The organism is Acinetobacter sp. 24-47-66 (genome assembly GCF_056779755.1).
This window is the reverse complement of record NZ_JBWYIL010000024.1, coordinates 1-8730: the sequence shown is the minus strand read 5'-3', so window position 1 is coordinate 8730 and position 8730 is coordinate 1. Positions and strand designations below refer to the sequence as shown.

Sequence of the window (8730 nt, the reverse complement as noted above, 5' to 3'; positions counted from 1 at the left end):
ATTTTAATGAGGACTAAGGTTTGAGTTTGCATCGTTGCGACCGCCATCTTGTGTGGGCGGATCGTCGGGATTTCAACGAGCAAGGTTTCAACTGATGTAATCATTTCCACTCTACGCATTCTTGCATTGTGTATTTCATGTGGTATACCTTAAAAGAATGCAAAAATAGAGTCGAAGATCATTTTTGCATTTTAATATATTTAAAAGGTATGGAAGTCATGGAGCTTAGACATCTACGATATTTTGTCGCAGTGGTAGAAGAACAAAGTTTTACAAAAGCAGCCGAAAAGTTATTTATTGCGCAGCCACCATTAAGTAGACAAATTCAAAATTTGGAATCAGAGCTTGGCATTGCTTTATTTGAGCGAGGTAGCCGCCCATTAAAAACAACACAAGCCGGTTATTTCTTTTATCAGCACGCAGTGAAATTACTTGCCAATGCTGAAGAAGTTAAGTCTATGACAAAGCGTATAGGTCTAGTTGAACGTACAGTAACAATGGGGTTTGTCGGGTCACTGCTTTATGGGCTGCTTTCTAAAATTGTATATTTATATAGGCAGCAGCAACCCCACTTAAAGATTGAACTTGTTGAAATGACCACGTTAGAACAAGTTAAAGCACTCAAAGAGGGGAAGATTGATGTTGGATTTGGGCGGCTTAGAATTTCAGATCCAGCATTGAAGCGAATTTTGCTTCGTGAAGAGCGCTTAATGATGGCAGTGCATGCGAGTCATCCTTTAAGTTTAAAAAAAGAAGGTGTTTATCTATCTGATATTTCTGATGAAAATATTTTTTTATACCCTAGCCATACAACCCCTAGCTTTGCAACTCAAGTCCAAGCCTTGTTTGCAGAATATAATTTAGAACCTAAAAATATACGTTTGGTGCGAGAAATTCAGCTATCTCTTGGTTTGGTTGCAGCTGGTGAAGGTATTTGTATTGTTCCAGAAAGTGCGAAATCAATTCAGCTATCCCATTTGCTTTACATCCCAATTTTAGATGAAACTGCAGTAAGTCCAGTATTTATGACGATACGTAATCTAGATGAGAGCGAGGACATCATGTCTCTAATAGATTGTATTTACCAAGTGTATGATTTAGAAGCAATTAAGTATGATAGAAATTTAATTTAGATAGGGTCTAATACAATAATTAGACTTAGGTCTAAAGCTATTGGGTAAAAAATAGCAATCAAAAATCTTAAATACTCAAAATAACTACGACTTTAGCTTATGCCCCGAAAAGGGGCTTAATTTTTTTTGATAAATTTCAAACAAATAATTTTAACTTTGAAGAAAAAGTAGGTTGCAATAAAAAATTCAAATTAGAAATTCTCAAAGAATTTTTTTTTTAAGTAATTATTCGTCTAATTTTCATTCAATCATAATAGAAATAAGCCCTCGAGATTATTTAGACCTTGAAGGTATATATATAGATATATTCGGTTTTGGACATTTTTTCAGCTTTAAGTCAATGTTGCGTCATATTTTTGGAGAGTTTATTTGCAGGAGGCGCAACCTTGGAAGCAAACAAATTAAATATCAATCGTGTGATTGATGATGCTAAGTTCACACCATTTCATTGGGGTGTATTGTTTTGGTGCTTATTGATTATTATCTTTGATGGTTATGATCTTGTCATTTACGGAGTTGCATTACCTTTATTAATGCAGGAATGGGCATTAACTTCAGTACAAGCTGGATTGTTAGCAAGTACAGCTTTATTTGGGATGATGTTCGGTGCTATGTCATTTGGTACATTATCAGATAAGCTTGGTCGTAAAAAAACCATCATGATTTGTGTGGCAATCTTCAGTGGATTTACATTTTTGGGGGCATTTGCATCAAATCCGACTGAATTTGGTATTTTACGCTTTCTTGCTGGTCTGGGTATTGGCGGTGTGATGCCTAACGTTGTTGCTTTAATGACTGAATATGCACCTAAGCGAATTAGAAGTACTTTAGTTGCCCTTATGTTCAGTGGATATGCAATTGGTGGTATGACGTCAGCATTATTAGGTGCTTGGTTAGTTCCACAATATGGCTGGAAAATTATGTTCTATATCGCTGCATTGCCTTTAATCGCATTGCCGTTGATTTGGAAATTCCTACCAGAATCTTTAATGTACCTGACCAACAAAAACCAAACCGAGCAAGTGCGAATTAATGTAAAGAAAATTGCACCTGAAAAAAATATTACTGCTGACACTCAATTTGTATTAGATGAAGTCACAGCAGGTGATGAAGCTCCTTTAAAAGCATTATTCCAGCAAGGTCGTACCTTTAGTACATTCATGTTTTGGATCGCATTCTTTATGTGTTTACTTATGGTTTATGCTTTAGGAAGCTGGTTGCCAAAACTTATGATTCAAGCGGGTTACTCGCTTGGTGCAAGTATGATCTTCCTATTTGCATTAAATATCGGTGGTATGGTGGGTGCAATTGGTGGTGGATATCTTGCAGATCGTTTCCACATCAAAAAAGTACTTACAATTATGTTCGTGTGCGGTGCACTTGCACTTATCCTTCTCGGCTTTAATAGTCCACAAATCGTGTTGTATACGCTAATTGCAATCGCTGGCGCTGCAACGATTGGCTCACAAATTCTACTTTATACATTCGTCGCACAATATTATCCGTCAACAGTTCGTTCAACTGGTATGGGGTGGGCATCTGGTATTGGTCGAATAGGTGCAATCGTAGGTCCAGTACTCACCGGTGCTTTGTTAACCATGGAACTTCCGCACCAAATGAATTTCTTGGTCATCGCAATTCCTGGTGTGATTGCAGCCTTAGCAATTTTCATGGTGAATCTGAAAAATTCAGTAGATGGTAAAATTGCTCAGGAAGAATCTGTACACTCTTCTAAAGTCGTAGAACAAACTCAGTAAAAATTCTTTATAAATAAGACAGCTGCCAGAAGGTGGCTGTTACTTAGACTTTTAAACCATTTTATAGGATAAGAGAGATTAGGATGATCTTTTCAAACAAACCTTTTACTTTAAGTTTAATCTCATTAGCTGTTTTAACATCTACTGCAGCATACGCGAATAGTCCACAACAGTCTGAAATAGAGCAACTACGTCAAGAAATTGAAGTACTTAAATCAATGATGGAACAACAACAGAAGAATGCTGTTGTGCAGGCAAAATCGATTGAGACATTAAAGACAGAATCAGTTAGACCACAACCAAAATTAAATGTTGGTAAAGATACCACTTTTAATTTTTATGGTAATGTTCGTCTAGATGCCTCATATCAAGCCGAAGGTAGTGCGGCAGATCGCCTATATAATAATATTAATAAAGTTCCTTTAACCGGTAATAATGAGGCGAGTGATCAGCTTAAGTCGACTCTATCAGCAACACGTTTAGGTTTGGATATTCATAGTCAAATTAATGATAAAAAAGTTTCAGGTAAAGTTGAAGTCGACTTTTTGGGTGGAGCTGGATTAGATAATCTTCGTATACGTCATGCTTATATGAATTACGATAAATGGTTAATTGGTCAAACTTGGTCTAACTTTGCTGTACCAGACTACATGCCTGAAACGATTGATGCCTTAGGTTATGTTGGTGGTGCTGTAAAACGAACCCCTCAAGTTCGTTATAGTATGAATTTAGCGCCAGCAACAGGTTTAGTCATTGCAGCTGAAGATCCAAAAGATGGGTTATCAAAAATGCGTACACCTGCAGTCACAGCACGATTGAACCATCAGTTAAATGATGATGCTAAACTCAGTTTACGTACCATGGTTAACGAAAAGAAAACAGAGGTTGATGAAGTCGTTGCATGGGGCGTAGGACTCGGTTTGCAATATAAGTTAGCTCCTTCAACTACACTGAAAGCTGACTATTATCATGTAAAAGGTGACAGCAGTTTCGTTTCATGGACGAATTCTGGTATCAGCCGAAATTCATCTGGTCAAATTTTAGATGAGAATGAATTTGACTCAATTACGATAGGTCTAACGCAGCAATTTAATCCTCAATGGCGTGGAACTGTTGGGTTTGGTTATATGAATCAAGATGTAAGTGCCGCTTATCAAACAGGTCTTTATCATGAAACCACAAATAAACTTGGTATTAAGTTGAATGAGGTGAATAAAGAACTTTGGCAAGGTTGGGTCAATGCATTCTATAGCCCGATCAAACCGATTAGCCTTGGGTTGGAATATGTGTATGGTGAGCGTAAAGCTGTGGTATCTACGCCAAATGGTTCTAACACAGGTGAGGATAATCGTGTAAGTGCTGTAGCAATTTATAATTTCTAAATGATTCCAGCTTGGATGATGATAAAAAAAGGGCGATTTTTCGCTCTTTTTTTATGGGATGGTTTTAGAGAATGTCAGAATAGATCCTAGAAAAAATAAAAATATAAAAGTACTATGAGATCTTATTTGACTTTAGATTCTCATCTACTAGGAGAAGGCGCGTTTCGTGTACGAATTAGATTGCAAATTACTCAGTATTTTTTTTCATGTTTACAAATTTAAAAGTGTCTCGATTGCTGCTGAACAATTGCAAATGAGTCAACCTGCTGTAAGTAATATTCTTAATAAAATTCGACAACATTATAACGATCCGCTTTTTTTAAGAATTGGGAATGAAATGATCCCGACGGAATTATCAAAGCAATTATTCCCATTGGTCAGTGAAGCATTAAGTAAGGTTGAAGCGATTAATAATTTTACGATCGATTTTGATGAAGCTATATCAGATCAACAATTCACCTTGGCGATGACTGATGTTTCGCATTTAGTATTACTGCCTAAGATTTCCCAATATCTAAAAGCAAAAGCATCTCATGTCAGATTAAATGTACGGCCAATAACTTCTGAAACAAGTTATCAAATGGCAAATGGTGAAATTGATCTTGCATTAGGATTTCTGCCTCATTTGGAAAATGGCTTTTATCAACAAAAACTATTCGAGCAATATTATGTTGTAATTGCAGCAAAAGATCACCCTCGTTTAACGGGAGATTCAATCAGCAAAGAACAGTATTTGGCAGAATCACACATTGATATTGATGCGGGAATGGGGCATTACCATATTGAAAATGAGCTGTTAAACCTTGAACTTAAAAGAAATATTTTAATGCGATTACCAAGTTATCTTGGTGTTGGTCTTGTTGTTCAAGAAACTGATGCGATTGCTACAGTGCCTTATTATTTAAGCGAAGTTTTATTATCACGAGGAAATTTAAAAATCTTTGATGCACCCATTGCTTTCCCGACTTATGGTGTTAAACAATATTGGCATATGTCCTGTCATCATAAGACCAGCCATCAATGGCTTAGACATATGTTTCATGAAATCCTTGTAAAATAACATTATAGGTAGGCTATTCCCTAAATAAAAAATAGCCTAAGCTCTAAGCATCGTTATTAATTTTTAACCAAACCGCCATCCACTATTAAATTTTGACCAGTGACAGCTTTAGAGTACGGTGACAAAAACATTAAAATGGCTGAAGCAAACTCATCAGGAGTGACTACTTTACGCAAGGGAGTAGCGGAAGCAATATAATCAAAAACTTCCTGTGGCGTGCTTTTACTTGCATCAGTTTGTTGAAGTAATCCACCAGACAACATATTGACATTAATTCCAAACTCACCTAATTCATGAGCACATGTTCTCGTCAATGCGAGAAGGGCAGATTTTGCAGTAGTATAGTCATGATATGGCACAACAGGATTTTGCACCAAGTTTGTTCCTATATTCACAATTCGACCGAATCGATTAGCTTTCATGTCGGCTAAAGCGGCTTGAGTGGTATTAAGGGCAGCTTTGACAGCACCCTCAAACTGAGTGTGCATATCATTCCATTGTATTTGTGAAATATTTGGTCTTGCATCCCCGTTAAATTTAAATCTAACGAGTGCATTATTCACAATTGAATGAATAGCTTCACCAAAATGCAGTTTGGCAGCGTTAAACATTTCTGAAACTTGATCTACATCAGTAATATCCGCTTGATAACTAAAAACTTGATCAGGATGTGAAAGTTTTAATGTCTGAGCGGACTCATGACTACTATGATAATTGACAACGACACGAGCGCCTTCGCGCAATAATGCCTTGGTAATAGCCAAGCCAAGGCCTCGTGCCCCACCTGTAACGAGTACAATCTGTTCGTTTATTTTCATTTACACACAATCAATAAGACTTGGTGAAGATTGTATTTAAATAATAAGTAACTTCAACCTTTGATAAAGCAAAAATAGTTATTTTTGAAATGAAATTTCTAATAGTTTGTGATGAATAAATCTGAGCTTGTCTAAGACTTTATCTGATAGCGTAAATGGGTATGCATCATCTAAACCCATACTGCGATTAAGTGCATTTAAGTTAAAAGTGATGATTAACCAGTTTTGTAAAACAGTTTCAAAGTTTTTAGCACCAATCGGATTTTCTTCGATCGTCATACTTGGGAGATCAGCACGTTTAGATTGAACACTCAGACCCGCATAGTATGCTGTTTCTAAGGTATCCATCATATGTAAATAATGTGCCCAAGTCTCTGCCCAATCTTCCCATGGGTGAGCACTTGCATAGGAACTAATAAAATTTTTCTGCCAGTCTATGGGTGGACCTTCGTGATAATGTCGCTTTAAAGCCTCAGCATAATCTTGTCGTTCATCTCCAAACATTACTCTGAACGCATCAATGAGATCTGGTCGAAGCTCTTGAATGAGATCAAAATAGTAATGCCCGCTTTCGTGGCGAAAATGACCGAGTAGGGTTCGATAGTTTTCACCCATTTTTATTCGGGTTGTTTCGCGGTATACGACGTCTGCTTCACTTGCATTTAATGTAATTGTACCTTGAGCATGCCCAGTTAAAACAGGAAGATCTGGTTCGGGCATCAAAAAATTAAATCTAAGTCCAAATTGATCATGATCATTTTTTTTTGGTCTCGGCATGATATTTAGTTGTTGCATCATATAAAGGAAACGACGCTTCGCATGCTCTAATCTGCTCCAATAGATGGTGTGATCAGGATTATTTAAATTTGGAATAATAGAGGTTAGTTTGCAAGAGTCACAGTAAATATCAGAACTTTCTGCAGGAATCATCCAATTGCATACATGATGATGCAAATAATTAAAACAGGGTTTATAGAGTTTATTTTTGAATTTGGGATTAATAGATTTCCACAACTGACTAGTATGTTTATGGAAACTTCCCATTTCTTTTTCTTCTACAACATATCCTAAATTAATTCCACAATGAGTACATGTAGAATTCATAAAAAAGATTTGCCGATTGCACTGCGCGCAAGAAAAAAATTTCATAAAAATTATTCATTTTTTTGAGATTATACCATTGCTTTTTTCAAAAAAAATTTGTGTTTCTGAAATTAAATAATGAAAATTAAAAGCAAGAAAAATGATGAACAATAAGTAATCAACGTATTGAATTTGTAAATAGCAGTATAACTAAGATCATTTAGTTACTGTATAAAATAAAATCAATTTTATTAAAAAATAGTGTGATGTAAATCACAATATATTGAAATATATGATTTTTAATCTAAAAAAATCTTGATTAGAAAACTAAATGATCGTTTAATGCTATCAAGTAAAATTTCTTTAAATCTATGGGTATTTTGTATATGCAAACTCAGATTATCTCAAAAAAAACCTTGAATAATACGATCACTTCAGAAAGCAATATAATTAAAATTGTTGAAGACTCAGTTGTAATGATCGACGTGGCTCCTGAAGATGTTCAAGAGCTGATTGTGAATGATAATCAGGTCATTATTAAACTTAATAATGGGGAAACAATAACCCTAGAAAACTTCAATTATGAAACATCTGATTTAGTTTTCCGTAACCAAAATAGTGAGATGTTTGTTCTTGATTTCAAAAATGTAGAATACAACCCTTTAGAAAGCATAGAAGCGTTACTAGAAGGTGGTGCTGGAACTGGCGCTACAATCTTAAATAATTGGTTAGCTGGTGGTGCACTTGCACTAGGTGCAGTTGGAGTTGGCGTTGCTGTATTTGATGCTGCTAATGGATCAAGTGACACAAAACAACCTTCCAAAGATCTCAGCAAATTAGTTGATGCAATCAATGATGCTAAAAATTCATTAAATCAATTGGATGGTGATGAAAAACAGCGAGTTGAAAATGCTATTAATGATGCAGAAGCTGTTTTAAAAGACCCAGAATCAAGTCAAGAATTACTTGACCAGACGGCTGATGATTTAATTTCTATTGTTGAAGATGCTTTAAAAGATCAAGAAGCTAAAGATGCTGCTAAATTAGAAGAAGCAATTAATAATCTTGAAGCTGATTTGGAAAATGCAAAGGATAAGTTGGAAAATGAAGATCCAAATGATCCATATACTGATGAAACTAAATCAGAATTAGAAAAAGAAATTGAAGAAGCTCAAAAGCTTGTAGATGACTTTAATAATAATATTGGTGATAAGCCAAGCATTGATGATGTAAACAACGCTCGTGATGAACTAAATAATGCTGTTGATAATCTAAAAACTGAATCACAGCAAGAATTTGAAAATATGCCTGCTACAGAAGCGGATTTAGTCGCGCTTGAAACGAAGGCGAATGAACTTCAAAAGAAACTTGATGACAATGCAGAGTTGGAAGAGTCAGCAAGATACACTGATGAAACACGTGATGCACTTCAACAAGAAATTAATGAAGCTTTACAACTCGTTGCTGATGGTCGTGATCCTGCTAAAACAGTTACCA

General features: G+C 35.7%; 7 protein-coding genes. 5 read left to right on the top strand and 2 right to left on the bottom strand.

Translation table 11 applies throughout. The features are described 5' to 3' along the window. Positions 1-218: 218 nt before the first annotated feature. The 4 genes from AC1M84_RS14070 to AC1M84_RS14055 all read left to right on the top strand — a co-directional run bounded on the left by AC1M84_RS14070 (position 219) and on the right by AC1M84_RS14055 (position 5332). Complete coding sequence (locus AC1M84_RS14070; protein WP_035270297.1) at positions 219-1133, top strand: LysR family transcriptional regulator; 915 nt, start codon at positions 219-221, stop codon at positions 1131-1133. 386 nt (positions 1134-1519) lie between these two features. Further along, positions 1520-2890: an MFS transporter gene (locus AC1M84_RS14065; RefSeq protein ID WP_035270292.1), complete on the top strand. Its 1371-nt coding sequence runs from the start codon at positions 1520-1522 to the stop codon at positions 2888-2890. An 83-nt stretch (positions 2891-2973) separates the two neighbouring features. Beyond that, on the top strand, positions 2974-4272 hold the full coding sequence (locus AC1M84_RS14060; RefSeq protein ID WP_481595211.1) for a DcaP family trimeric outer membrane transporter: 1299 nt from the start codon (positions 2974-2976) through the stop codon (positions 4270-4272). Between the two features lie 166 nt (positions 4273-4438). Continuing rightward, positions 4439-5332 carry a LysR family transcriptional regulator gene (locus tag AC1M84_RS14055; RefSeq protein ID WP_035270286.1) on the top strand — a complete coding sequence of 298 codons (894 nt, stop codon included), beginning with the start codon at positions 4439-4441 and terminating at the stop codon, positions 5330-5332. A 56-nt stretch (positions 5333-5388) separates the two neighbouring features. Here the strand turns inward: AC1M84_RS14055 and AC1M84_RS14050 are convergent, their stop codons facing one another. Together AC1M84_RS14050 and AC1M84_RS14045 are read right to left on the bottom strand one after the other, a co-directional pair. Beyond that, a complete protein-coding gene (locus AC1M84_RS14050; RefSeq protein WP_481595210.1) occupies positions 5389-6150 on the bottom strand; it encodes a 3-oxoacyl-ACP reductase in 762 nt (253 codons plus the stop codon). 78 nt (positions 6151-6228) lie between these two features. After that, complete coding sequence (locus AC1M84_RS14045; protein WP_481595209.1) at positions 6229-7299, bottom strand: zinc-binding metallopeptidase family protein; 1071 nt, start codon at positions 7297-7299, stop codon at positions 6229-6231. Positions 7300-7619: 320 nt separating this feature from the next. Between AC1M84_RS14045 and AC1M84_RS14040 the strand changes: the two genes are divergently transcribed. Then, positions 7620-8730: BapA/Bap/LapF family prefix-like domain-containing protein (locus tag AC1M84_RS14040; protein ID WP_481595208.1), on the top strand; the 1111-nt coding region annotated here is incomplete at its 3' end.